19 protein-coding genes and 1 riboswitch are annotated in these 24,441 nt (G+C 63.3%); of the genes, 18 read left to right on the top strand and 1 reads right to left on the bottom strand.

What is annotated here, in order from left to right; all coding sequences use genetic code 11:
- The 11 genes from kdpF (at position 1) to EIC84_RS07930 (ending at position 14,106) form a co-directional block, all read left to right on the top strand.
- Positions 1-96 carry a K(+)-transporting ATPase subunit F gene (kdpF, locus tag EIC84_RS07980; protein WP_003061706.1) on the top strand — a complete coding sequence of 32 codons (96 nt, stop codon included), beginning with the start codon at positions 1-3 and terminating at the stop codon, positions 94-96.
- A gap of 115 nt (positions 97-211) precedes the next feature.
- Positions 212-1,918 carry a potassium-transporting ATPase subunit KdpA gene (kdpA, locus tag EIC84_RS07975; protein ID WP_034361276.1) on the top strand — a complete coding sequence of 569 codons (1,707 nt, stop codon included), beginning with the start codon at positions 212-214 and terminating at the stop codon, positions 1,916-1,918.
- Positions 1,919-1,982: 64 nt separating this feature from the next.
- Positions 1,983-2,696 (top strand): K(+)-transporting ATPase subunit C, encoded by a 714-nt coding sequence (gene kdpC / locus EIC84_RS07970; protein ID WP_034361278.1) that lies wholly within the window; start codon positions 1,983-1,985, stop codon positions 2,694-2,696.
- 3 nt (positions 2,697-2,699) lie between these two features.
- Positions 2,700-4,790, top strand: coding sequence for a potassium-transporting ATPase subunit KdpB (gene kdpB / locus EIC84_RS07965; protein ID WP_003061713.1), 2,091 nt, complete (start codon positions 2,700-2,702; stop codon positions 4,788-4,790).
- 87 nt (positions 4,791-4,877) lie between these two features.
- Positions 4,878-5,765 (top strand): TorF family putative porin, encoded by an 888-nt coding sequence (locus EIC84_RS07960; RefSeq protein ID WP_003061716.1) that lies wholly within the window; start codon positions 4,878-4,880, stop codon positions 5,763-5,765.
- 29 nt (positions 5,766-5,794) lie between these two features.
- A complete protein-coding gene (locus EIC84_RS07955; RefSeq protein WP_003061718.1) occupies positions 5,795-8,488 on the top strand; it encodes a sensor histidine kinase KdpD in 2,694 nt (897 codons plus the stop codon).
- Between the two features lie 35 nt (positions 8,489-8,523).
- Positions 8,524-9,231, top strand: a complete 708-nt coding sequence (locus EIC84_RS07950) for a response regulator (protein WP_003061719.1) — start codon at positions 8,524-8,526, stop codon at positions 9,229-9,231.
- Between the two features lie 18 nt (positions 9,232-9,249).
- Positions 9,250-9,346, top strand: a riboswitch (S-adenosyl-L-homocysteine riboswitch).
- A gap of 75 nt (positions 9,347-9,421) precedes the next feature.
- Positions 9,422-10,852, top strand: coding sequence for an adenosylhomocysteinase (gene ahcY, locus EIC84_RS07945; protein WP_003061721.1), 1,431 nt, complete (start codon positions 9,422-9,424; stop codon positions 10,850-10,852).
- 323 nt (positions 10,853-11,175) lie between these two features.
- Positions 11,176-12,384: a TlyA family RNA methyltransferase gene (locus EIC84_RS07940; RefSeq protein WP_003061723.1), complete on the top strand. Its 1,209-nt coding sequence runs from the start codon at positions 11,176-11,178 to the stop codon at positions 12,382-12,384.
- Between the two features lie 77 nt (positions 12,385-12,461).
- Entirely contained in the window at positions 12,462-13,289 is an 828-nt protein-coding gene (metF, locus tag EIC84_RS07935; protein ID WP_003061724.1) for a methylenetetrahydrofolate reductase [NAD(P)H], read from the top strand.
- Between the two features lie 139 nt (positions 13,290-13,428).
- Entirely contained in the window at positions 13,429-14,106 is a 678-nt protein-coding gene (locus EIC84_RS07930) for a septal ring lytic transglycosylase RlpA family protein (RefSeq protein ID WP_003061725.1), read from the top strand.
- Between the two features lie 88 nt (positions 14,107-14,194).
- Here EIC84_RS07930 and EIC84_RS07925 read toward each other — a convergent pair whose 3' ends face one another.
- Positions 14,195-15,061 (bottom strand): 23S rRNA (adenine(2030)-N(6))-methyltransferase RlmJ, encoded by an 867-nt coding sequence (locus tag EIC84_RS07925; protein WP_003061727.1) that lies wholly within the window; start codon positions 15,059-15,061, stop codon positions 14,195-14,197.
- 332 nt (positions 15,062-15,393) lie between these two features.
- On the opposite strand from EIC84_RS07925, the gene rplM reads away from it, so the two are divergent.
- From rplM to EIC84_RS07890, 7 genes are all read left to right on the top strand, one after another.
- Positions 15,394-15,822 carry a 50S ribosomal protein L13 gene (gene rplM, locus EIC84_RS07920; protein ID WP_003059004.1) on the top strand — a complete coding sequence of 143 codons (429 nt, stop codon included), beginning with the start codon at positions 15,394-15,396 and terminating at the stop codon, positions 15,820-15,822.
- 10 nt (positions 15,823-15,832) lie between these two features.
- Complete coding sequence (gene rpsI, locus EIC84_RS07915; RefSeq protein WP_003059002.1) at positions 15,833-16,225, top strand: 30S ribosomal protein S9; 393 nt, start codon at positions 15,833-15,835, stop codon at positions 16,223-16,225.
- A 210-nt stretch (positions 16,226-16,435) separates the two neighbouring features.
- Positions 16,436-16,801 carry an iron-sulfur cluster insertion protein ErpA gene (gene erpA, locus EIC84_RS07910; protein ID WP_003059000.1) on the top strand — a complete coding sequence of 122 codons (366 nt, stop codon included), beginning with the start codon at positions 16,436-16,438 and terminating at the stop codon, positions 16,799-16,801.
- Between the two features lie 64 nt (positions 16,802-16,865).
- Complete coding sequence (gene mdtD / locus EIC84_RS07905) at positions 16,866-18,338, top strand: multidrug transporter subunit MdtD (protein ID WP_255432025.1); 1,473 nt, start codon at positions 16,866-16,868, stop codon at positions 18,336-18,338.
- 318 nt (positions 18,339-18,656) lie between these two features.
- Positions 18,657-20,261, top strand: coding sequence for a xanthine dehydrogenase small subunit (gene xdhA, locus EIC84_RS07900; protein ID WP_003061732.1), 1,605 nt, complete (start codon positions 18,657-18,659; stop codon positions 20,259-20,261).
- A gap of 1 nt (position 20,262) precedes the next feature.
- Positions 20,263-22,689 carry a xanthine dehydrogenase molybdopterin binding subunit gene (xdhB, locus tag EIC84_RS07895; protein ID WP_003061735.1) on the top strand — a complete coding sequence of 809 codons (2,427 nt, stop codon included), beginning with the start codon at positions 20,263-20,265 and terminating at the stop codon, positions 22,687-22,689.
- A 163-nt stretch (positions 22,690-22,852) separates the two neighbouring features.
- Positions 22,853-24,154: an NCS2 family permease gene (locus tag EIC84_RS07890; protein WP_003061737.1), complete on the top strand. Its 1,302-nt coding sequence runs from the start codon at positions 22,853-22,855 to the stop codon at positions 24,152-24,154.
- The last annotated feature ends 287 nt before the right edge of the window (positions 24,155-24,441 follow it).

Below are 24,441 nucleotides of genomic sequence, written 5' to 3'. Positions count from 1 at the left end.
ATGACCATCACCTGGATTGAAGCCCTGGCCGCCCTGACGGCGCTGGGGCTGTTTGCCTATTTGGGCTATGCGCTGCTGCGCCCCGAGAAATTCTGAAGGGGCTGCCATGCAAGTGCTGCAAGACCTGATTTTTGTGAGCCTGACGGTGGTCTGCTTTGTCGGACTGCTGGGCTTTGTGCGCGCCCTGGCGCGTCTGTGAAAGGGGTGGATCATGTGGTTACCCTGGATGGAATTTGCCGCCGTGCTGACTGCGGCAACCTTGCTGACCATACCCATGGGCCAATGGCTGGCACGCTGCTTTACCAGCGAGCGTCATGGCTGGCTGGAGCGCCTGAGCTACCGGGTCATGGGCGTGAACCCGCAGGAGCGCATGGGCTGGCAGCGCTATGGCGCAGCCCTGGTCCTGAGCAATGCGCTGATGATGCTGCTGGGTTATCTGCTGCTGCGTCTGCAGGGCGCACTGCCGCTGAACCCGCTGGAGATCGCGGCGCAGGCGCCCGACCTGGCCTTCAACACCGCAGCCTCCTTCATCACCAATACCAACTGGCAGGCCTACTCGGGTGAGAACAGCCTGAGCAATGCAACGCAGATGGTGGTCATCACCTTTCTGATGTTTGCCGGTGCCACCACGGGTGTTGCTGCCGGTGCCGGCTTTGTGCGCGGCCTGGCGCGATCCAGTAGCAAGGATGTCGGCAACTTCTGGGTCGACTTCGTGCGCGTGTTCTGGCGCGTGCTGCTGCCGCTGTCCTTCATCATGGCCCTGGTCTATGTCTGGCAGGGCATTCCGCAGACTCTGCACACCGACGCGGTGGCGACGACGCTCGAAGGCGCCCGGCAGCAGCTGCTGATGGGGCCGGTGGCCAGCCTGGAAAGCATCAAGCATCTGGGCACGAATGGCGGCGGCTTCTTCGGCATGAATGCAGCCCATCCCTTCGAGAACCCGACGCCGCTGACCAATCTGCTGCACATCCTCTCGATGCTGCTGATCCCGGCCGGCATGACCTACGCCTTCGGCTCCATGCTGCTGCGCCGCAAGCAGGGCTGGGTGCTGTTTGCTGCCTGCATGGTGATGTTCGTCGGCTTTCTGAGCCTGGCGTTTGTGGCCGAGCAAAACGGCAGCCAGCTGCTGGCGCGCGCCGGAGCCGATCAGCAATACAGCCTGATCCAGAGCGGCGGCAATATGGAGGGCAAGGAGCTGCGCTTCGGCATTGCCGATACGGCCTTGTTCGTGGCTACCACCACCGCGGCCACCACGGGCTCGGTCAACGCCATGCATGATTCGCTGACCCCGCTGGGCTCAATCACGCCGCTGGCGCAGATGATGCTCAACTGCGTCTTCGGCGGCGACGGCGTGGGACTGATCAACCTGATTCAGTACGCCATCCTCACGGTGTTTCTGGCCGGCATGATGATTGGGCGTACCCCTGAATTTCTGGGCAAGAAGATCGAGGTGCGCGAGATCAAGCTGGTCATGCTTGCGGTGCTGGTGCCGCCGGCCTGCATTCTGGGCTTCACGGCGCTGGCCGTGCTCTGGCCGGATGCCGCAGCCAGCCTCAATAACCGCGGCCCGCATGGCTTCTCGGAGATTCTCTACGCCTATGCCTCGGCCACGGCCAACAACGGCTCGGCCTTTGCAGGGCTGAATGCCAATACGCCCTTCTTCAACACCACCACGGGCCTGGCCATGCTGGCAGGGCGCTTTCTGACGCTTGTGCCCATGCTGGCCGTGGCCGGCAGCCTGGCCGCCAAGGCCACCGTGCCTCCGGGTCCGGGCACTTTCCCCACGGCCACGCCGTTGTTCATGGGCCTGCTGGTGTTTGTGGTGCTGGTGGTGGGCGGTCTGACCTTTCTGCCGGCGCTGGCTCTGGGGCCCGTGATCGAGCACCTGCAAATGCTTGTGGCTCAGCTGTACGCCTAACGTTCTATCCAATTGATGCCAATGGTCTGCAGTCCATGCAAGGCTGCAGACCAGGGAGCAAATCATGAAAACATCGACTCAAACTCTTTGCGCTTCAGTGCTGCCAAGCCATGCACAAGCGCAGCCCGAGGCGCAATCCGCCTCCTGGCCACATCTGCTGGGCAGCAGCGTGCGCGCCGCCCTGCTGGTGATGGCGATCTCCGGCATTGCCTATCCCTTGCTGACCACGGGTGTGGCGCAGGCACTGTTCCCGCATGCAGCCAATGGCAGCCTGATCGAACGCCAGGGCCGGATCGTGGGCTCGGTCCTGATCGGTCAGCAATTCACCGGGCCGCAGTACTTCCATGGCCGTCCCAGCGCCACAGTCGCTCCCGATCCGAGTCAGGAGGGGGCAAACATTGCTGCGCCCTACAACGCCGGCCTGTCTGGTGCCAGCAACCAGGGGGCCACGCACAAGGACTTGTCCGAAGCCGTGGCGCAGCGTGTCGCACAGTACCGCGCCGATAACGGTCTGGCCGCAGACCTGGCGGTGCCGGTGGATGCGGTCACTGCGTCGGCATCTGGCCTGGATCCGCATATCTCGATGGCCAATGCGCTGCTGCAACTGCCGCGTGTGGCGAAGGCGCGAGGGCTCTCGCCAGACCAGGTGCAGCCATTGCTGGCGCAGAAAACAGAGCAGCGCACGCTGGGCTTGCTGGGCGAGCCGCGCGTGAATGTGCTGCAGCTCAATCTGGCGCTGGACGCCTTGCAGCCCGCCACCAGCGCAGTGAAGGAGTAAGCCATGAGCACCAAGAAAATAACGGCAGGTCGCAGCCTGCTCGATGCCAAGCTGGCGAAATCGGCTCTGTGGGATGCGCTGCGCAAACTCTCGCCGCGTACGCAGTGGGCCAACCCTGTGATGTTTGTGGTGTATCTGGGTGCGATCCTGAGCACTCTGTTGTGGTGGCAGAGCCTGATGGAGCCGGGCAGCGAGAACAGCGGCTTTGTCCTGGCGATTGCGCTGTGGCTGTGGTTCACCGTGCTGTTTGCCAACTTTGCCGAAGCATTGGCCGAGGGCCGCAGCCGCGCCCAGGCCGCCAGCCTGCGCGGCATGAAGCGCGATACGGTGGCCAAGCTGCTGCAACAACCGCATTTCGGCAGCTCATGGATTCCCATGCGCGCCAGCGAACTGCGCAAGGGCGTGGTCATCTTTGTGGAAGCCGGCGACACGATTGCGCTTGACGGCACGGTGATCGAGGGCGTTGCTTCGGTGGACGAAAGCGCGATCACCGGCGAATCCGCGCCCGTGATCCGCGAGGCCGGAGGCGACTTCTCGTCGGTGACCGGCGGCACGCGCGTGCTGTCGGACTGGCTGGTGGTGGAAGTCACGGTCAACCCCGGCGAGTCGTTCCTGGATCGCATGATCTCCATGGTCGAGTCGGCCAAGCGCCAGAAGACTCCGAACGAGATGGCGCTGACGATTTTGCTCGTGGGGCTGACGCTGGTCTTTCTGCTGGTCATCGTCACGCTGTGGCCCTTCTCGGCCTTTGCGGTGTCACAGGCCGGAACGGGCTCGGTGGTCGGCATTGCCGTGCTGATTGCGCTGCTGGTCTGCCTGATTCCGACCACCATTGGCGGCCTGCTGTCGGCCATTGGCGTGGCCGGCATGAGCCGCATGATGCAGGCCAATGTCATCGCCACTTCGGGCCGGGCCGTGGAGGCTGCCGGTGATGTGGACGTGCTGCTGCTGGACAAGACCGGCACCATCACCCTGGGCAACCGCCAGGCCTGCGAGTTTCTGCCGGCCCCTGGAACGAGCGCCGCGCAACTGGCCGAAGCCGCACAGCTGTCGTCTCTGGCAGATGAAACACCTGAAGGCCGCAGCGTGGTGGCTCTGGCCAGGGAGCGCCATGGCCTGCCCGATCGCAGCAGTGCGGATTTCCCGGGCGAGTTCGTACCCTTTACCGCACAGACGCGTATGAGTGGTGTGGATCTGCAGAGTCCACAAGGCTTGCGCAGCTTGCGCAAGGGGGCCGCCGATGCCGTGCGCCGGCATGTCGAGGCACTGGGAGGCAGCTTCCCGGCTCAGGTGCAACTGTCTGTGGATAACGTCTCGCGCAAGGGCAGCACGCCCTTGGTGGTGGCCGATGGCGCCAAGGTGCTGGGCGTGATCGAGCTTAAGGACATCGTCAAGCCAGGCATGCGCGAGCGCTTTGCCGAACTGCGCCGCATGGGCATAAAGACGGTGATGGTGACGGGCGACAACCCGCTGACGGCAGCCGCCATTGCCGCCGAGGCAGGGGTGGATGATTACCTGGCCGAAGCCAGGCCCGAAGACAAGTTGCAGCTGATCCGCTCGCACCAGGCGGCGGGCCGCCTGGTAGCCATGACGGGGGACGGCACCAACGATGCTCCGGCCCTGGCCCAGGCCGATGTGGCCGTGGCCATGAACAGCGGCACCCAGGCTGCCAAAGAGGCCGGCAATATGGTGGATCTGGACTCCAACCCCACCAAGCTGATCGAGGTGGTGGAAACCGGCAAGCAGATGCTGATGACGCGCGGCGCGTTGACCACCTTCAGCATTGCCAATGATGTGGCCAAGTATTTCGCCATCATTCCTGCCGCCTTTGTGGGCACCTATCCGCAACTGGCCTCGCTCAACGTGATGCAGCTGCACAGCGCCGATTCCGCCATCCTGAGTGCCGTGATCTTCAATGCACTGATCATCATCGCCCTGGTGCCGCTGGCCTTGCGTGGTGTGCAGTATCGCGCCGTGGGTGCGGCCCTGCTGCTGCGCCGAAACCTGCTGATCTATGGCCTGGGCGGGCTGATCGTGCCGTTTGTGGGCATCAAGCTCATCGACATGCTGCTGACAGTTCTGGGCCTCGTCTAAGTCATATCCAGGCCTTGCTTTCTCGTTTCTGTGGCTTGTCCGCGTTCCCTGCGGGCGCGGCAAGTCTGATCTGTTTGCTTCACCATCATGCGTCTCTTCCATCCCCAAAAACCATTTCACGCCTCGCGCTCCTGGGCCATCGGCTCTGCGTTGCTGATGATTGCCTTGAGCTGTGCAAAGCCCTCTGCTGCCGAGGAAACAAAAGCGCAATCTGCTTCTGAAAGCTCAGCTCCTGCGCAGGCCGACAGCAGGTCTTCCCTGACCGGCTCGCTGGGCCTGATCAGTGACTACCGCTTTCGCGGCATCTCGCAGACCTGGCAAGGCGCGGCAGTGCAGGGCGCAGTGGAGCTGGCCTTGCCCAAGGGCTTTTATCTGGGCACGTCGCTGTCCAATGTCTCTACCAACAGCTACGGCCGGGGCCAGGGGCTGGAGCACGATATCTATGGTGGCTGGCGCGGCGAGCTCGTGCCTGACTGGTTGCTGGATGTCGGGCTTTTGCAGTACCGCTATCCCGGCGCACGCCTGGGCGCAAGCGATGGCAGCAGCAAACGCTTTGACACCACCGAGCTCTATCTGGGGGCGACTCATGGTGGTCTGAGCATCAAATGGTCTGTGGCACTGACGCCTTATTTCGGCCTGGGCCAGAGTACCGCCGACTCGGCGTTCGCCACTGCGCTGCAACCAGCGGGCAGCAGTCGCGGCAGCCAGTATCTGGATCTGAACTATCAGCATCCGCTGGGCGATCTCGCAACCTTGGGCCTGCATGGCGGCTATACCTGGGTGCGCAACTACAGCGAGGTTTCTTATGCCGACTGGCGCATCTCGCTATCCAGGGCCTGGGGCCCGTGGACAGCATCGCTTGCGTACGTGGGTACCTCGGCCGATGCCAGGTATTACAGCGCCGTCAACAGTCGTGGCCAATGGCGTGATCTGGCGCGCAGCGGCTGGCTGTTGGGCCTGAGTGCCGGGTTCTGACCGGGCTTGAGTGATACGCTGATCGCCTGATGCCTTCATCCACACCATCATCCGCCGCGCAGCGCCCCGACCCCGACGCGCTGGTCGCTCAACTGCAGGCAGATCGGCAGCGCGCCCATCTCGGCAAGCTGCGCATCTACTTTGGCTCCAATGCCGGAGTGGGCAAGACCTATTCCATGCTGGCGGCCGCGCAGCGCGAGCGGCAGGCCGGGCGCAAGGTGCTGGTGGGGCTGGTGGAGACGCATGGCCGTGCCGAGACCGAGCAGCAGTTGCACGACCTGGAGCTGCTGCCGCGGCGCACGCTGGCCTACCAGGGCAGGCAGCTGGACGAGTTCGACCTCGATGCCGCTCTGACACGCCGCCCGGAGGTGCTGCTGCTCGACGAGCTGGCACACAGCAATGTGAGCGGCTCACGCCATCCCAAGCGCTGGCAGGATGTGCAGGAGCTGCTGGAGGCTGGCATCGAGGTGTGGACCACGCTCAACGTTCAGCATCTGGAAAGCCTGAACGATGTGGTGGGCGGCATTGTGGGCATACAGGTCCATGAGACCGTGCCCGACCATATCTTTGACGATGCCGACGAGGTCATCGTGGTCGACATCCCGCCCGAGGAGCTGCTCAAGCGCCTCAAGTCGGGCAAGGTCTATCCGCTGGAGCAGGCCGAGCGGGCCTCGCGCAATTTCTTTCGCCAGGGCAATTTGCTGGCGCTGCGCGAGCTGGCCCTGCGCCGCACGGCCGATCGTGTCGATGAGGACATGCGCGACTACCGCCGCGAGCGCTCCATCGGCGATGTCTGGCCCACGCGCGAGCGCTTGCTGGTAGGCGTGGGCGGCCGCGCCGGTGACGATGCCCTGGTGCGCCAGGTGGCGCGCCTAGCCAGGCGGCTGGAGGCCGACTGGGTGGTGGTCTATGTGGATGCACCGGAGCGCCAGCATAGGCCTCGGGCAGCGCAGGAGGCCGTGCTCAAGACCCTGGCGCTGGCGGCGCGTCTGGGTGCGGAAACGGCCACCATCCCCGGTGCTCATGTGGCCCAGGCTCTGGTGGACTTTGCGCGCGAGCGCAATGCCAGTCATCTGGTGCTGGCGCGTGTGCATGAACCTTTGAGCCGCTGGCTGCGCTGGCGTGCCCCCAGTCTGTCCGAACAGATTGCGGCGCTGGATCCCGGCCTGGACGTGCTGCTGCTGTCCGTCAAGCAAAGCAAGAACGAGAGCACCTTGCGATTGCCGGCGGCGCGTGAAAAAACCATTCCGTGGAAGGGCTATGCGGGCGTGACCCTGGCTTGCCTGGCCGCGACAGCGGTGGCGGAGCTGCTGCTGCGGGTGTTCGATCCGGCCAATGTCGTCATGCTTTTCCTGCTGGTGGTGGTGCTGTCTGCCGTGCGCTGGGGGCGCGGCCCTGGAGCATGGGCGGCCCTGCTGTCGGTGCTGCTGTTCGATTTCTACTTTGTGCCGCCGCGCAACTCCTTCAGCGTCAACGATACGCAATACCTGTTCACCTTCAGCCTGATGCTGGGTGTGGCCCTGGTCTGCGGCCAGCTGACGGCGCGGCTGCGCCACGAGGCGCGCGTGGCCGCAGAGCGCGAAAGGCGGGCCGGCGCGCTGGCCAGGCTGGCGCGTGACCTGTCGGGTGCGCTGACGCAGGAGCAGGTCACGCAGATCGCGCTGACCACGATTTCAGGCGTTTTCGATGCCCAGACCGGGCTGCTGGTGCCCGATGCCGATGAGCGCCTGCAGCTGGCGCCTGGCAGCGAAGCTCAGATCGACACCAGCGTGGGTCGCTGGAGCATGGAGCATGGCCAGATGGCCGGCCATGGAACCGATACCCTGGCAGCTGCGCCGGCACTTTATGTGCCGCTGATGGCGCCCGTGCGTTCGCGTGGCGTGCTGGTGCTGCAGCTGCGTGCGCCGCAACGATTGCGAGTGCCCGAGGAGCGCCGTCTGCTTGAAGCCTGTGCCAGCCAGATCGCCCTGGCATTGGAGCGTGTGCATTTTGTGGAGGTGGCGCAGCAGACCCAGATCGCCATGGAAGGCGAGCGCATGCGCAACACCTTGCTCTCGGCCGTCTCGCATGATCTGCGCACGCCGCTGACGGGCATCCTGGGCGCGGCCCAGGCGGCCTTGCCACATGCGCCGCAGGGGCCGGCGCATCACATGCTGGTGCAGATTCGCAATCAGGCACAGGCGCTGCAGCAACTGGTGGACAACCTGCTGGCCATGGCGCGCCTGCAGCAAGGCGGCGTGCAGCTCAAGCGTGAATGGCTGCCGGTGGACGAACTGGTGGGCAGCGCGCTGGCGCAGATGCGCGAGCGACTGGCCGCTCATGCGCTGCAGACCTCGCTGCCGGCCGATCTGCCCTTGCTGCAGCTCGATGCCGTGCTGATGGAGCGTGTGCTGGTCAATCTGCTGGACAACGCCATCAAGTACACACCCGAAGGCACGACGATCACAGTGGCAGCGAGCGTGGCCGACGGCGACTGTGTGCTGAGCGTGCAGGACGCGGGGCCGGGCCTGCCCGGGCATCTGTCCCCCGAGCAACTGTTCGAGCCGTTCACGCGTGGGCAGGCGGAGAGTGCCGTGTTCGGCATGGGGCTCGGCCTGGCGCTGGCTCAGCGCATCGTGCAAGCCCATGGCGGCAGATTGCGAGTGGCGGCGGCAGACCCCGGGCCGGGCACCGTTTTCAGCATCTCGCTGCCCGTGCCCGAGCAGCCGGCCATGGACGAATGAGCCGACAATCCCGTGCATCACATGCAAATCCGAACATGACAAGCGCCGCACCCCGCATTTTGCTGATTGAAGACGACGCCAGCATCCGCCGCTTTGTGCGCCTGGCACTGGAGGACGAAGGCTGGCAGGTGTTCGAGTCAGAAACCGCCAGGCGCGGCCTGATCGAGGCCGCTAGCCGCCAGCCCGACGCCGTGGTGCTGGACCTGGGGCTGCCCGATGCCGATGGCAAGACCGTGATTGCCGAGCTGCGCGGCTGGAGCCAGCTGCCGATTCTGATCCTGTCCGCGCGCGAGCGGGAAGAGGACAAGGTGGCGGCGCTGGACGCTGGGGCCGATGACTATCTGACCAAGCCCTTTGGCGTGCCCGAGCTGCTGGCCAGGCTGCGCGTGATGCTGCGTCGCCGCCAGCAGGCGTCGGCGTCAGACAAGCCCGGTAGCTGTGCGCGTTTCGGCGCGGTGGTGGTGGATCTGGCGGCGCACGATGTCAGGCGCGACGGAGTGGCCGTGCACCTGACGCCCATAGAGTTCCGCCTGCTGGCGGCCCTGATTGCCGGCCATGGCAAGGTGCTGACCCACCGCCAGTTGCTGCTGCAGGTCTGGGGCGCTGAATATCTGGACCGCCCCCACTATCTGCGCGTGCATATGGCCAACCTGCGCCAGAAGATAGAGCTCGATCCGGCCCAGCCCCGGCATCTGGTAACCGAGTTGCAAGTCGGTTATCGCTTGGTGGGCCTGGAAGGCTGATTCCTTTATAATCGCCGTCCATCCGAGGAGCGTTGCAGCGTTCCCCAGCCAGCCATGAGCTGGTCTGCGCGGGGCGTGAGGCTCGGATTTCATCCCGCAACGACGCTCGCCCACGCTTTCTGTGCGGTGAGCCGGTTTATTCCCCCTCTGCTGCAGAACGTGGTTTTTCATTCAAGTTTTGGAGAAAACCATGAACGCTGCCGTGCGCTTCAACCCCGCTGATTCGGCCATTACCGATATTTCCCTGGCTGCCTGGGGCCGCAAGGAAATCAGGATCGCCGAAACCGAAATGCCCGGTCTGATGGCCGTGCGCGAGGAGTTCGCCGCTGCCCAGCCCCTGAAGGGCGCGCGCATCACGGGCTCGCTGCACATGACCATCCAGACCGCCGTGCTGATCGAGACGCTGACGGCTCTGGGTGCACAAGTGCGCTGGGCTTCGTGCAACATCTTCTCGACCCAGGATCACGCAGCTGCCGCCATCGCCGAAACCGGCGTGCCTGTCTATGCCATCAAGGGCGAGTCGCTGGAAGACTACTGGAACTACACCCACTCCATCTTTGAATTCGGTGCCGCCGGTACCGAAGGCGAAGGCCCCAACATGATCCTGGACGACGGCGGCGACGCCACCATGCTCATGCACCTGGGCAAGCGCGCCGAGAAGGATCTGTCCGTGCTGGCCAACCCCGGTTCGGAAGAAGAGCGCATCGTCTTCGCCGCCATCAAGGCCAAGCTGGCCGTGGATCCCACCTGGTACAGCCGCAAGTCGGCCCAGATCATGGGCGTGACCGAAGAGACCACCACCGGCGTGCACCGCCTCAACGAAATGTCGGCCAAGGGCACGCTGCTGTTCCGCGCCATCAACGTCAACGACTCGGTGACCAAGTCCAAGTTCGACAATCTGTACGGCTGCCGCGAATCGCTGGTGGACGGCATCAAGCGCGCCACCGACGTGATGATCGCCGGCAAGGTGGCTTGCGTGGCCGGCTATGGCGACGTGGGCAAGGGCTCCGCCCAGGCCCTGCGCGCGCTGTCGGCCCAAGTGTGGGTGACCGAGATCGACCCCATCAATGCCCTGCAGGCCGCCATGGAAGGCTATCGTGTAGTGACCATGGAATACGCTGCCGACAAGGCCGATATCTTCGTGACCACCACCGGCAACAAGGACATCATCCGCCACGAGCACATGGTTGCCATGAAGGATCAGGCCATCGTCTGCAACATCGGTCACTTCGACAACGAAATCGATGTGGCTTCGATCGAGAAGTACAAGTGGGAAGAAGTGAAGCCCCAGGTCGACCAGATCGAGTTCCCCGACGGCAAGAAGATCACCCTGCTGGCCAAGGGCCGTCTGGTGAACCTGGGCTGCGCCACCGGCCACCCCAGCTTTGTGATGTCCAACTCCTTTGCCAACCAGACCCTGGCGCAGATCGAGCTGTTCACCCGCCCCGACGCCTACGAAGTGGGCAAGGTCTATGTGCTGCCCAAGATCCTGGACGAAAAGGTCGCCCGCCTGCACCTGAAGAAGGTCGGCGCCATGCTGACCGAACTGAGCGACGAGCAGGCCGCTTATATCGGCGTGAGCAAGCAAGGCCCTTACAAGCCTGAAACTTATCGTTATTAATAGCACCCCCTGAGGCGCTTTGCCTGGGCGGCCCCGCGCCTTCCCCCTCTCTCTACGCGCTGCGCGCTAGGGGAGGGGGACGACAGCTTTGCTGCGCGGCGGCGCTTGCTCGCTGCCACTTTGCTAGGCTCTGCCAATATTAGTGAGCGGCTGTCGTGGTTTAAATTTAATAGCTGCTTGCGCACGTCATACATAGATTTCAGGTGAATATTTATCTGAAATCAAGATGTATCAAGCGTAGGCTGCTATCTTAAAAGATTTCTTTTGCCCGCTGCACCTTTGTGCAGCGCCTGGCGCCGGTTTATTTCAAAGGAAGCGACGCTATGCGCGCAGATGTTTTTCTGGTTGAAGCAGGTCATGCTGCCACCCGTTCCCAGGCCCAGCGCCTGATCGCCTCGGGTGTGGAGTGGCGCCTGACGCCGCTGGCACCATGGAAGAAAGTGGCCAAGAACGGCGATGACATTCCTGCCGGTGCCGAGCTGCAGCTGCTGGACGCCGCCGAGGCCAAATACATCTCGCGCGGCGGGCTCAAGCTCGAAGGCGCGCTGGCCGCGACCGGCCTCAGCGTCAAGGGCTTGCGCTGCCTGGATGTGGGCCAGAGCACGGGCGGCTTCACCGATTGCCTGCTGCAGGCCGGTGCGACCCAGGTCATCGGCATCGACGTGGGCCACGGCCAGCTGCACGAGCGCCTGAAGAATGACGAGCGCGTGGTCTGCGTCGAGGGCTTCAACGCCCGCGCGCTGACGCCCGAGCTGCTGGAGAAGGCCTGCGACGAGGCGCTGTGCGAAGTCATCGAGGAAGAAGAGGACAACGACACCCAGCCCGTCGCTCCTTATGCCTGGATGCGCAACGGCGGTCAGGTCGATGAGGACTATGACGACAGCGACGATGCCAAGGAGCAGGATGTCGAGAGCTTCAAGGCCGAGCGCGCCGCCAAGGCCAAGGCCCGTGCCGAAGGTCTGGCTCCGGTGGAATTGCGCCGCAAGCCCGGTACCGAAAATATCGACATCAGCCCGGCCTTTGATTTCGTGACCGGCGATCTGTCCTTTATCTCGCTGACCCTGGTGCTGCCTGCCGTGGTGCAGCTGCTCAAGCCTCATGGCCAGCTGCTGATGCTGGTCAAGCCGCAGTTCGAGCTGCAGCCCGGCCAGATCGGCAAGGGCGGCATCGTGCGCGACACGGCCTTGTACGCCGAGGTCGAAAAGCGCATTCGCGACTGCCTCGGCGATCTGGGGCTGAGCGTCAAGCAGTGGCTGGACTCGTCCATTGAGGGCGGCGACGGCAATCACGAATTCTTTGTCTGGGCCCAGCAGGGCGCCGAAGTCAAGGCTCCGGCCCCCGTCGTTGCAGACGAAGCGGCTGCGGCCAGGCCGGCCGTCAAGGCGGCCGTCAAGGCGGCCGCCAAGCGCCCTTCGCGTGCCGACATCAAGGCCCAGCGCGCCAAGCAGGAGCTGTATGAAGACCCCGAGGTGGCCAGCTTCGGCCAGCCCGGCCCGGCCCGCAGCAAGCAGAAAAAGCGCAACGAACGTTGAGCGTTGAGTAAAAAGCGTGGCGGGTGCCGAGCCTTCGACGCCCGCACATGATCCAGGATTCAGAGACATAGACCGCCATGAGCTTTCCCGTCAGCTTCGAGTTTTTCCCCACCAAGACGCCCGAAGGCGCTGCCAAGCATGTGGGCGTGCGCCAGGCCCTGTATGCGCGCAAGCCCGAGTTCTGCTCCGTGACCTATGGCGCGGGCGGTTCCACCCAGGCAGGCACCTTCACCATGGTTCGCGACATTCAGAACGAAGGTGTGGGCGCGGCCTCGCACTTCTCCTGCATCGGCGCCACGCATGAGAAAGTGCGCGCCGAGCTGAACGAGCTCAAGGCCATGGGCGTCAAGCGCATCGTCGCCTTGCGCGGCGACCTGCCCAGCGGCTACGGCCTGGGCGGCGAGTTCCAGTACGCCAGCGATCTGGTGGCTTTCGTGCGCCAGGAGTTCGGCGACTGGTTTCACATCGAAGTCGCCGCCTATCCTGAAACTCACCCCCAAGCAAAGTCCCCTCGCAGCGATCTGGACGCATTTGTTGCTAAAGTGCGCGCTGGTGCAGATTCCGCCATCACGCAATACTTCTACAATGCCGACGCATACATGCGCTTTGTCGATGAGGTGAGGGCTCTGGGGCTCGACGTGCCGGTCGTGCCAGGAATCATGCCGATTACCAGCTCTACACAGCTGATGCGCTTCTCGGATGCATGTGGTGCCGAGATTCCGCGCTGGATTCGTCTGCGTCTGCAGGCGTTCGGAGATGACACCGCTTCCATTCGTGCGTTCGGTCTGGATGTCGTGACTCATCTATGCGAGCAGTTGCGCAGCCAGGGTGCTCCCGGGCTGCACTTCTATACGATGAACCAGAGCGTCGCCACTCTGGAGATCTGCGACCGTCTGGGTCTGTAAGCCAAAAGCTTGCCGGCCGCGAGGCGGCCGGTCTTGGGCGGCTCTCACTTGAGCTTTCAAGGAGATTGCGCCCGTGCAACCGAAATTTTGGCGCTTGCGTTGTTGTCAGTGGATAGGTCTTGCCGTCGTCACCGCGACCATGGCCGGCTGTGCTCCGCTGCAGGAAAAGCCCGAGGAACAGCCCCCCGTCGCTCAGAGCCAGCCCCGAAAAAAGGGTGCGCAGCCCACGGTCTCCGCTCCCCTGCTGCCCGACGCCTATGCGCGCAGCAACTATCGCGACAAAGGTCTGGGCGTCAAGGCCAACAAGCCTGCGGATGCCGACAAGGCAGACCTGCCCGAAGACAGCAACAAGTACGAGCTGAGCCCTCCGCGTGAAAGCGACCAGGCGGGCCTGGCCTCCTGGTATGGCGAGCAGTTCCACGGCCGCAAGACGGCCAGCGGCGAGCGCTTTGACAGCATGGACATGACGGCAGCGCACAAGACCCTGCCTTTCGGGACGCGCGTTTGCGTGCGCAGCTCCGTGACCGGCAAGAGCGTGGTGGTGCGTATCAATGACCGCGGCCCCTTCGCGCCAGGTCGCGTCATCGACCTGAGCAAGGCCGCGGCCCAGGAGCTGGGCATGCTGGGTCTGGGCATCAAGCCCGTGGAGCTGTGGCAGCTGGACGCCGATGAGGACGAGTGCCCGGCCACGCTCAATGCTTCGGGCAAGAAGCGCCATCCCAGTGTGGCGCAGGGCGCTGCCGCCTCCAAGACGCGCGCGGCATCCGCGAATCAGCCCGCGCGCAAGGTCTCCCAGACCGCCAAGCGCAAGCGCTGAACCATTGTTGCTGTTGAAGGGGTGCGGCCAGTGAAGCTGGCGCGCCCGGACTGCAGAGGGCCGGCAAGGGCCGGCCTACAGCCGCCAATCAGCCGCCAGACTCCAGCGTAAAGCCTGCATTGCTGTCCTGACCCAGCAGTTTGACCAGCTGCGGCATGGCGGGCTTGAGTTGATCCCTGAGATTGAACGGCGGGTTGATCAGAAACATGCCGCTGGCGGGCAGGCCGCCGCGTTCGGAGGTTTTGTTGCTCTTGACCGTGAGCGTTGCATGCAGCCAGCTCTTGCCAGCCTTGGTGGCCATGGTCTTGAGCCGCTTGGGCAGATCATGGGCTTCGGGGCGCGGGATGATGGGGTACCAGACGGCGTAAGTGCCTGTGGGAAAGCGCTTGAGACCGTCCGCCGCCATGTCCAGCACACGGCCGTAGTCGGTCTTCAATTCGTAGCTCGGATCGCAGAGCAGCAAGGCGCGGCGCGATGGCGGAGGCAGGAATTTCTTCACGCCTTCAAAGCCATCCTCATGCAGGATGGCGACCTGGCGCCTGACCTCCAGCTGGGCCATGTTGCCGGTCAGAGAGCGCATGTCCGTGGGGTGCAGCTCAAAGGCCTTGAGACGGTCATGACCGCGCAGCAGCGCCTGGGTGATGAAGGGCGAGCCGGGATAGTTGCGGATGGCATTGCCCTGGTTGAAGCGACGCACCATCTGCAGATAGTCCTGCAGCACAGGGGCCAGTTCGGCCTCCTTGGCGGCAGCCAGGCGCAGCACGCCTTCCTCGGCCTCGCCGCTCTTGCTGGCGTAGTCGCCGTCCAGGCGGTACAGGCCGGCGCCGCCGTGGGTGTCGAGCACCGTCAGCGCAGCCTCTTTTTGCGTGAGGTATTGCACGGTGGCAATCAGAACGGTGTGCTTGAGCACATCGGCGTGATTGCCTGCATGGAAGGCGTGGCGGTAACTGAACATAGAAATGGATGGTAACCAGCAGGGCAAGAGGGGAACAGCACTTTTTACCCTGTGGTCTTTAAAGGCTGTCGGCGCCTGGGTGCAGAGGGAGAAACAGGCACTAGGGGCTGTTTCACAACAGGCTGCTGCACGAAAACACGCAGATTCTGGCGTTTTTGTATAATGGCGGGCTTCGCAGCGATTTTATGGTTCCCGCGGCGAAGGCTTGGGCCAAGTTTAAATTGGTCCGAGTAACCCCGCCTAAGAGGCTTCCTTTAAAAGACCTGTCTTTTTCAAGAAGAAGCACCGACCGCGGAAAAGGGACCGCCAAACCTTCTTGAAAGAGAAAACTCATGTCTACATTCAGCGCAAAGCCCGCTGAGGTGCAACACGAGTGGTTTGTGATTGACGCCACCGATAAGGTGCTCGGACGTGTCGCCAGCGAAGTGGCACTCCGTCTGCGCGGCAAGCACAAGGCCATTTACACACCTCACGTTGACACCGGTGACTACATCGTCATCATCAACGCCTCCAAGCTCAAGGTCACTGGTACCAAGAACCTGGACAAGGTGTACTACCGTCACTCCGGTTTCCCCGGCGGCATCACTGCCACCAACTTCCGCGACCTGCAAGCCAAGTTCCCTGGCCGTGCTCTCGAGAAGGCCGTCAAGGGCATGCTGCCCAAGGGTCCTCTGGGCTACGCCATGATCAAGAAGCTGAAGGTTTACGGCGGTGCTGAGCACCCCCATACCGCACAGCAGCCTAAGGCTCTGGAAATCTAAGGAGACCTAGATGATTGGTGATTGGAACAATGGCACAGGCCGTCGCAAGTCCAGCGTCGCTCGCGTGTTTCTGAAGAAGGGCTCCGGCAAGATTACTGTGAATGGCAAGGACATTCAGCAGTACTTTGGTCGCGAAACCTCCATCATGATCGCAAAGCAACCCCTGGTTCTGACTGAGAACCTGGAGACTTTCGACATTCAAGTGAACGTCCATGGCGGCGGCGAATCCGGTCAAGCCGGTGCAACCCGTCACGGCATCACCCGTGCCCTGATCGACTATGACGCAGCTCTGAAGCCTGCACTGAGCCAAGCCGGCTTCGTGACTCGCGACGCTCGTGAAGTCGAACGTAAGAAGGTCGGTCTGCACTCCGCACGCCGCGCCAAGCAGTTCTCGAAGCGTTAATCCGTTTCCCCTGCAGGAAAGACTCTGCGGAGTCTTTTCAAGAAAAGCCGCCTCGAATGCAATTCCTGGCGGTTTTTTCATGGGCGGCCGCAGCCTTGTCCAGCGCTTGCGCAAAGCCCCCACTTGCACTGGCGACAAAGAGGTACGGCCGGTATTCCCGAGCCCCTTGCTGTACCATTTCAGGCAATCAAGAAACTACGGAGTAATGCCATGAGCGCCGTTGCTGAAACCACGACCACCGAAATGCCTTCCCCCATCGTCTTCACCGACAGCGCTGCTGCAAAGGTGGCCGATCTGATTGCCGAAGAAGGCAATCCCGATCTGAAGCTGCGCGTTTTTGTGCAAGGTGGTGGCTGCTCCGGTTTCCAGTACGGTTTCACCTTCGACGAGATCACCAACGACGACGACACCACCATGACCAAGAACGGTGTCTCGCTGCTGATCGACTCCATGAGCTATCAGTATCTGGTGGGTGCCGAGATCGACTACAAGGAAGACTTGCAGGGCGCTCAGTTCGTGATCAAGAATCCCAATGCCTCGACCACCTGCGGCTGCGGCTCCAGCTTCTCGGTCTGAGTGAAATGATTGTTTGCGCGCCGACCGCTCTGGTCTGGCGCCCGCATATTGCTTAAGCCGCTGCTTGTCAGCGGCTTTTTTGTTGCCTTGCCGCCTCGTTCCGGAGCTGCCCATGGGTGAGATGCCCACCGCGCACCATAGTGCCCCCCATAAAGAAAGACTGCTTTGGCTGGTGGCCATAGGCTTTTTCATGCAGTCGCTGGACGCGACCATCCTCAACACGGCGTTGCCGGCCATGGCGACCGAACTGGGCGAGAGCCCGATGAAGATGCAGTCCGTCATCGTGGCCTATGCGCTGACCACGGCCATGCTGATTCCGGCCACGGGCTGGGTGGCCGACCGCTTTGGCACGCGGCGCGTCTACGGCTGGGCGATAGGCCTGTTTGTGCTGGGTTCGGTGCTGTGCGCGCTCTCGCCCAGCCTGCCGTTTCTGATCGCGGCACGCGTGGTGCAGGGCGTGGGCGGCGCCATGATGCTGCCCGTGGGTCGGCTGGCCGTGCTGCGCACCTATCCGCGTGGCGAGTTCATTCGCGCCATGAGCTTTATTGCCATTCCCGGCCAGGTCGGGCCGTTGCTGGGGCCTACCCTGGGCGGCTGGATGGTGGAGTACGCCAGCTGGCACTGGATCTTCTGGATCAATGTGCCGGTGGGCCTGATTGGGCTGTGGGCCACCTGGCGCTGGTTCCCGCGCAGCGCGCCGGTGCCCGTGCACCGCTTTGACGGCAAGGGCTATGCCATGCTGGCCTTCGGCATGGTGGCCATCTCTATTGCGCTGGACGGCCTGTCCGGCATGGGGCTGGGCATGGCGCTGGTGGTGGTGCTCATGGTGTTCGGCATGGCCAGCCTGGCCAGCTACTGGATGCATGCGCTGCGCGTGGAGGAGCCGCTGTTTGCGCCAGGGCTGTTCAAGGTGCGCTCGCTGCGAGTGGGTCTGCTGGGCAATCTGTTCACCCGTTTCGGCAGCGGCGCCGCGCCGTTCCTGATCCCGCTGATGCTGCAGGTCGGCCTCAAGATGTCGCCCATGAACGCGGGCCTGATGATGCTGGCCACCGTCACCGGCAGCATGCTGGTCAAGCGCATTGCCGTGCGCACGGTGCAGCGCTTTGGCTACAAACGCGTGCTGCAGGTCAATTCGGTGATGCTGGCGGTGATGTTGGCCTCCTTCGGGCTGGTGGTGCCGGGCACGCCGGTCTGGCTGTTGCTGGTGCAGCTGTTCATCTTCGGCGGCTTCAACTCCATGCAGTTCTCGGCCATGAATTCGGTCACGCTCAAGGACATGGAGGGCGAGTCTGCGAGCAGCGGCAACAGCCTGCTGTCCATGGTGCAGATGCTGGCCATGAGCATGGGCGTGGCCCTGGGCGGAGCCTTGCTGACGGGCTTCAGCGATATGTGGCCGGCGCACAGCGACGAGCGCATGCAGGCCATTCGCGCCACCTTTGTGACGGTGGCCTTGATGACGCTGGCGGCGACGCTGGTGTTCAGCCAGCTCGATGCCGACGAGCCTGTGCGCCCGGCTCCGGATGGTGGCGATGCCTGAAAATTTGATAGCTTATAGCGCTTGTCAATAAATGATTTCAGATTGTTTTCAATTTGAAGTCATTGATTAAAAGGCGCTATTAGATATTGATAGGGGAGCGCGACTCGGCTCCCACTTCCTGGGACTTACCCGTAGGGAACCGGGTTTTGTACGGGTTCACCCTTGATTTTGGTCACGGATATATGACGCGCTACATAGCCCCTATGAGCGCGTCTGTATGAGAAGCTGCCCATGCAGGCGTAGCCTTCGATCTTGACGAATGCTGCGTTTGGAATGCATCTTGCATGCAGGCATTCAATCTCACCCTGTCCCACGATCATGAGCACCAGTCAGAACTCTCAACCGATACGCTTCTTCCACCGCGGCGAGGTGGTGGAAGTGCAAGGCCCGCACCCCACACGCTCCGTGCTTCAATGGCTGCGCGAGGATGCCCATTGCACCGGCACCAAGGAAGGCTGCAACGAAGGCGACTGCGGTGCCTGCACGGTAGTCATCGGCGAGCTGGCCGAAGCCGGCGATACCGAGGCCGTCAACGGCCTGCGCCTGCAGACCGTCAATGCCTGCATTCAGTTCCTGCCCAGCCTGCATGGCAAGGCCTTGTTCACGGTGGAAGACCTCAAGAGCCAGTGCGCGGGCAAGTCTGCCTGCGCCGGCAAGCCCGCAGGCCCACAAAGCCTGCATCCGGTACAGCAGGCCATGGTGGAGTGCCATGGTTCGCAATGCGGCTTCTGCACGCCCGGCATCGTGATGACGCTGTGGTCGGCCTATGAGCATCATCAGCAGCAGGGCAGCGAGCCCACGCGTCAGCAACTGGCCGACGAACTCTCGGGCAATCTGTGCCGCTGCACGGGCTACCGTCCGATTCTCGATGCCGGTCAGCGCATGTTCGACCTGCCTGCGGTGCGACTGGATACGGCGCCCGTGGTGGCTGCGCTGCAAGGCCTGCAGGCCGGCAATGCAGGGCTGAACTATGCGGCGCCCCAGGGCCTGCGCACGGACTTCTTCCATGCTCCGCGCACGCTGGCGGATCTGGCCGGTCTGTGCGAGGCCAAGCCCAAGGCCCGCATCGTGGCAGGCTCCACCGATGTGGGGCTCTGGGTTAACAAGCAGTTCCGCGACCTGGGCGACATGATTTATGTCGGCGACGTGGCCGAGATGAAGCGCATCGAGGTGCGGCCCGATGCCGAGGGCGGCGAGCTGTATATCGGCGCCGGGGCTTCGCTGGAATCGGCCTGGAGTGCGCTGGTGCAGCGCTGGCCCAGCCTGACCGATGTCTGGCTGCGCTTTGCCTCCACGCCCATCCGCCATGCGGGAACCATGGGCGGCAATGTGGCCAATGGTTCGCCTATCGGCGATTCGCCGCCGGTGCTGATGGCACTGGATGCGCAGATCGAGCTGCGCAAGGGCGAGCGCGTGCGCCGCATGCCTCTGACGGATTTCTATCTGGACTATATGAAGAACCAGCTGGAGCCTGGCGAGTTCGTGCAGGCCCTGGCGGTGCCGCTGGCGGCCATGCAGCGCCAGGTGCGCGGCTACAAGATCAGCAAGCGCTTCGACTGCGATATCTCGGCCCTGTGCGCCGGCTTTGCCATCGAGCTCGATGGCGAGATCGTGCGATCCATCAGGCTGGCTTTTGGCGGCATGGCCGCCACGGTCAAAAGAGCGGCGGCAGCCGAAGCGGCCCTGCTGGGCAAGCCCTGGAGCCTTGAAAACGTGAAGGCCGCGCAGGTCGCGCTGGCCCAGGATTTCAAGCCCATGAGCGATATGCGCGCCAGCGCCGATTACCGCCTCAAGGTGGCGCAGAACCTGATCCAGCGTCTGTGGCTGGAAACGCGCGCCGATCAGCCGCAGGGCACTGATGCGACCAGTGTCTGGAGCGTGATGCCCCACGTCGTTCCCGCCGCCGTGGAGCAAGGAGTCTGAAATGAACAACCCCCTTGAATTGACGAATGAACTGGTGGCGGAAGCCTTTGCCGATTACCGCAAGAATCAGGCCTATCGCATTGACGAAGTGACCGAAGCCAAGGCCCATGATCAGGGCGCGCGCGTGGGCGTCAGCCGCAAGCACGAGTCCGCACACCTGCATGTGGCCGGCGAGGCCGCCTATATCGACGACCTGCCCGAGCTGGAAGGCACGCTGCACTGCGCGCTGGGGCTCTCGCCCGTGGCCCACGGCCGTCTGACGGCGCTGGCGCTGGAGGCCGTGCGCGCCATGCCCGAAGTGGTGGAGGTGATCACGGCTGCCGACATCCCCGGTGTCAACGACTGCGGCTCCATCATTCATGACGACCCGATTCTGTGTGATGGCGAAATCCGCTACGTAGGCCAACCCTTGTTCGCCGTGATTGCCCGCTCGCGCGATGCGGCAAGACGTGCGGCCGCCCTGGCCAAGGCTGCGGCCACCATCAGCGAGCTGCCGCCCGTGCTGACACCGCGCAAGGCCCATGAGCTGGGCCAGTATGTGATGCCGCCCATGCACCTGGAGCGCAGCACCCGGGAAGGCGGCGCGCGCGCCGCCATGGATGCCGCGCCGCACCGCCTCAAGGGTTCCTTCGATGTGGGCGGGCAGGAGCAGTTCTATCTGGAAGGACAGATCAGCTACGCCACGCCCAAGGAAGACGGAGCCGTGCATATTCATTGCTCCACCCAGCATCCCAGCGAAATGCAGCATCTGGTGGCTCATGCTCTGGGCGTGGCTTCGCACAGCGTGCATGTGGAATGCCGGCGCATGGGTGGCGGCTTCGGCGGCAAGGAGTCGCAGTCGGCGCTGTTCGCCTGCGTGGCGGCCGTGGCGGCAACCAGGCTGCAGAAACCGGTCAAGCTGCGTCTGGACCGCGACGACGACTTCATGATCACCGGTCGCCGTCACTGCTTCTGGTATGAGTACGAAGTGGGCTATGACGATGAAGGCCGCGTGCTGGGAGCCGAGATCTCCATGGTCTCGCGCGCCGGTCACTCTGCCGATCTGTCGGCGCCGGTGATGACGCGTGCGCTCTGCCATTTCGACAATACCTACTGGCTGCCCGATGTGCTCATGCATGGCTATATGGGCAAGACCAACACCCAGAGCAATACGGCTTTCCGTGGCTTTGGCGGACCTCAGGGCGCGATTGCCATCGAGAACATTCTGGATACGGTGGCGCGCAGCCTGGGGCGCGATCCGCTCGATGTGCGGCGCGTCAACTTCTACGGCAAGGGCGAGCGCAACATCACGCCTTACGAGCAGGTCGTGACCGACAACGTGATTCACGAGCTGGTGGCCGAGCTGGAGGAGTCCAGCGACTACCGTGCGCGCCGTGCGGCTGTGAATGCCTTCAACGCCGGCAGTGCCGTGCTCAAGCGCGGCCTGGCGCTGACGCCGCTGAAGTTCGGCATCTCCTTCAATGTGGCCCACTTCAACCAGGCCGGCGCACTGGTCCACATCTATACCGATGGCTCGATTCTCGTGAACCATGGCGGCACCGAAATGGGCCAGGGCCTGAACACCAAGGTGGCGCAGGTGGTGGCACATGAACTGGGCGTGGCATTCGAGAATGTGCGCGTGACGGCGACGGATACCAGCAAGGTGGCCAACACCTCGGCCACGGCTGCCTCGACGGGAGCCGACCTCAACGGCAAGGCCGCACAGGATGCCGCACGCCAGCTGCGCGAGCGTTTGGCCGAATGCGCCGCACGCCTGCATGGCGGCGATGCCCATGACGTGCGCTTTGCCAACAATGCGGTGCAGGTCAATGGCCAGAATGTGCCGTTTGCCGAGCTGGTGCGCGCCGCCTATCTGCAGCGTGTGCAGCTGTGGTCGGATGGCTTTTATGCCACGCCCGGCCTGCACTGGGATGGCAAGCGCATGAAGGGCCACCCCTTCTTCTACTTTGCCTATGGCGCGGCCGTCAGCGAAGTGGTCATTGATACGCTGACGGGCGAATGGAAGCTGTTGCGCGCCGATGTGCTGCATGACGTGGGCCGCTCGCTGAACCCGGCCGTCGATGTGGGCCAGGTGGAGGGCGCCTTCATCCAGGGCATGGGATGGCTGACCACCGAGGAGCTGGTCTGGCATCCGCAAACCGGAAAGCTCACGACCCATGCGCCCAGCACCTACAAGATTCCTACGGCCAATGACTGCCCGCCGGTCTTCAATGTGCGCCTGTTCGAGGGTGACAACTATGAAGACTCCATCCACCGCAGCAAGGCCGTGGGCGAGCCACCGCTGCTGCTGCCGTTCTCGGTGTTCTTCGCGATTCGCGATGCGGTGTCGGCCGCCGGCGAGCACCGCATGAACCCTCCTCTGCAGGCGCCTGCCACGTCAGAAGCCATCCTGCGCGCAGTGGAAGCCGTTCAAGGGCACACTGGCTAGTTTTTCCTCACAGGTGTTGTCGCCTTGCGGGGCGGCAGCCATTCTGAGTCATGGCTGTTTGCCGCGGGGCAAGGCCATGTGCTGCGCCGCTCATTTGGCGGCGCAGGACCGGGCGCGTTCCTCGCGTTGCGCCTCGCATGCAAAACAACACGGAGACTATGCAATGAACTGGACAGAGCGGATATTCAAACTCAGGGAGCACAACACCAATGTGCGCACGGAACTGGTCGCAGGGCTGACGACCTTTCTTTCAATGGCCTACATCATGTTCGTCAACCCCTCCATTCTGGGGGATGCGGGCATGCCCAAGGGCTCGGTCTTTGTCGCCACCTGCCTGATCGCAGCGCTGGGCTCGACCATCATGGCGCTGTATGCCAACTACCCGATTGCGCTGGCGCCGGGCATGGGGCTGAACGCCTATTTTGCCTACGTGGTGGTGCTCAAGATGGGCTATACGTGGGAGGCTGCCCTGGGGGCGGTGTTCGTCTCGGGATGTCTGTTCCTGATCTGCACCATGCTGGGACTGCGTGAGCTCATCATCAAGGGCATACCGCAGTCCATACGCGTTTCCATCACCGTGGGTCTGGGTCTTTTCCTGGCGCTGATCGCGCTCAAGACCGCCGGTGTGGTTGCGGCCGACCAGAACACCTATGTGACGCTGGGCGATCTGCACAAGCCCGAGGTCATCATGGCGCTGCTGGGCTTTTTGCTGATCGTGGTGCTGGACCGTCTCAAGGTGCCGGGCGCCTTGCTGATCGGCATCCTGGCCGTGACCGTGGCCTCGTTCTTCTTCGGCGGCAACACCTTCCACGGCATCTTCTCGGCACCTCCTTCCATCGAGCCCACCTTCATGAAGCTCGACATCAAGACGGCGCTGACCACGGGCTTCCTCAATGTGGTGCTGGTGTTCTTCCTGGTGGAACTGTTCGATGCCACCGGCACGCTGATGGGCGTGGCGCGCCGCGCCGGCCTGCTGGTGCCCGAGCGCATGGGGCGTTTCAACCGCTCGCTGCTGGCCGATTCAGGCGCGATCTTTGTGGGCTCCATCCTGGGTACCTCCAGCACCACCGCCTATGTGGAGAGCGCTGCCGGTGTGCAGGCCGGCGGCCGTACCGGTCTGACGGCTCTCACGGTTGCCATGCTCTTCCTGGCCTGCCTGTTCATCGCGCCGCTGGCCGGTGTCGTGCCCGGCTATGCCACTGCGCCTGCTCTGCTGTTCGTGGCCTGCCTGATGCTGCGTGACCTGACGGAAGTGCAGTGGGATGAAACCACCGAAGCCATACCGGCAGTCGTCACCGCGCTGATGATGCCTTTCACCTACTCCATCGCCAACGGTCTGGCCTTCGGCTTCATCACCTATGCCGTACTCAAGCTGTGCACGGGCAAGGTCAAGGAGGTGCACTGGATCATGTGGGTGATTGCTGCCCTGTTCCTGTTCAAGTTCATCTACGTCGGCGGTCACTGAGCGCTCATGCGCTGATCGAGCCCGGCATGGCTCGAAGGAGCCAGCCGGACAGGACATCCAAGATGCGAAAAGCAGTCCGGCTACTGGTGGGTCGGGCTGCTTTTTGCATTGTGAGGGTCAGGCCTGCCGATGGCCTGTGCCTTGATAGGCAGACGCCCGGATGGTCAGTCATTTCCCCGGGCCTCAACAACATTGATTTCATGAGCATATTGCCGAATCAAAGCTTGTTGTGCGTTCGTGCGCCTGGCCTCGATGGGCGCCTGCCGCCTTAAGTGCCTGACAGCACA

Origin of the sequence: Comamonas sp. A23, from assembly GCF_004522605.1 — a bacterium.
GTDB classification, from domain to species: Bacteria; Pseudomonadota; Gammaproteobacteria; order Burkholderiales; family Burkholderiaceae_C; genus Comamonas; species Comamonas thiooxydans.
Note: the sequence above shows the minus strand (reverse complement) of the source record. Positions and strands in the feature narration are given on the sequence as shown.